At 64.8% G+C, this 1,276-nt stretch carries 3 protein-coding genes and 1 pseudogene; 2 read left to right on the top strand and 2 right to left on the bottom strand.

Features of this window, described 5'->3' with window-relative positions; all coding sequences use genetic code 11:
- Both EN964_RS39295 and EN964_RS34945 read left to right on the top strand, forming a co-directional pair.
- Window positions 1-172 (top strand): annotated as a pseudogene (locus tag EN964_RS39295) (GntR family transcriptional regulator); the annotation flags it as partial.
- A gap of 86 nt (window positions 173-258) precedes the next feature.
- On the top strand, window positions 259-519 hold the full coding sequence (locus tag EN964_RS34945; RefSeq protein WP_013532263.1) for a DUF982 domain-containing protein: 261 nt from the start codon (window positions 259-261) through the stop codon (window positions 517-519).
- Between the two features lie 66 nt (window positions 520-585).
- On the opposite strand, the gene EN964_RS34940 is transcribed toward EN964_RS34945, so the two are convergent.
- Window positions 586-738 (bottom strand): hypothetical protein, encoded by a 153-nt coding sequence (locus EN964_RS34940; RefSeq protein ID WP_013532262.1) that lies wholly within the window; start codon window positions 736-738, stop codon window positions 586-588.
- A 176-nt stretch (window positions 739-914) separates the two neighbouring features.
- The coding region (locus tag EN964_RS34935) for an aldo/keto reductase (RefSeq protein WP_164776410.1) at window positions 915-1,276 on the bottom strand (362 nt) is incomplete at its 5' end.

Here is a 1,276-nt window from a genome sequence, read left to right as displayed (position 1 = left end):
CGCCTGGGCCGAACATCGCGCCATACTGGCGTCGGCACGCCTTGGCGACGCCGATGAAGCCGCGCGCCTGCTGTCAGGCCACATCGTCGGCAGCCGCGACCGGCTGGTGACGTCGCTGGCCAACGATCGGCGCGGTCTTCGCGCCAGAGGCTTTGCCGTCGTTGCTGCTTAAAGGTGGATGAAGGGGCGCAAAGCGGCGTCTGGACGTATGCGCACTTTCGCCTCGCTTCGCAGACGCCGATGGCGTAAGGAGCGGCCATGGAAAACAACCGATTTGAAACACCTGTGACTGTGAAGTCAGTCGCGGCGGGAAGCACTCAGCTCTTGCGCACGGCGCGTGAGGCTTCCGACTACCTCCTCAACAGCTGGCCCGGCAAGCGCAGCCCCAAGCATCGCGCGGCCCTGCAGGCCTGCCATGACGCACTCGCCGGCGACAAGCCGGCGATGAACGCCAGGCGTGCCTTCATCGCGGCAGCACGCGAAGTGGACGTGTTCGTCAGCGACAAGGCGCCCGCCTGACACAAGCCGACATTTGGGGCGGCAATCTGGATTGAGGCACGGCCCGCATCTGCGGGCCGTTTGCCGTCACTTTGCCGTTTCGGTTTCGGCTTCAGTCTCGTCTTCGGGCTTCGAACGTTCCCTCGCTGCAACCTTTGCTGCCAGCTTCTCGGCCTTCTTGGCCGCCTTCTGGCGGTCGCGTTCCTTGCGTTCCTGATCGTAGTTTGGTGGTCGCGCCATATTGGCTCCTTTTCACTGCCTCGCGGCTCTGGTCCTGCCTAGGAGCATTAGCCGTCAAACACAACAGCTGAAGCGATAGTGCGTCGATGATGGCCAGGCTTGCAAGATGCGCGTCGCAATGAAGGGGCCAGGTCCATCATTGCGGCGGCCAATACCTATCGCCATCGATTTGCCGATCAGATGCCGCTTCGGTCAATCACCAGATCTGCAGCACCAAAACGGTCCTTTGCCGTCAGCTGCTGGTGCCAGTAGGGATAGAGCAAGGGCGGCCGGCTGACCGCATCGAGGCGCTCGCGCTCCTCGCCGGAAAGCACCAGGCTTGCCGCCGCGATGTTGTCCCGGAACTGCGTTTCCGTCCTGCCGCCGATCACCAGCGAACTGACGGCCGGCCGGCCAAGCAGCCAGGCCAGCGCCACCTGCGCTGCCGACACGCCGCGCTGCGCGCCGATCTCGACAAGCACGTCGACGATCCGCCACAGCCGGTCCTCGTCGCGGATCGGCGGTTCGGACCAGCCCGCGAGTTGGCGGGCGGTGGGGC

Origin of the sequence: Mesorhizobium sp. M7A.F.Ca.CA.001.10.2.1 (assembly GCF_003998575.1) — a bacterium.
In the GTDB taxonomy this organism is placed as follows: domain Bacteria; phylum Pseudomonadota; class Alphaproteobacteria; order Rhizobiales; family Rhizobiaceae; genus Mesorhizobium.
Note: the sequence above shows the minus strand (reverse complement) of the source record. Positions and strands in the feature narration are given on the sequence as shown.

Coding starts and splice junctions, on each gene's coding strand:
- EN964_RS34945 (WP_013532263.1), top strand. CDS start 259: ATGGAAAACAACCGATTTGAAACACCTGTGACTGTGAAGTCAGTCGCG.
- EN964_RS34940 (WP_013532262.1), bottom strand. CDS start 738: ATGGCGCGACCACCAAACTACGATCAGGAACGCAAGGAACGCGACCGC.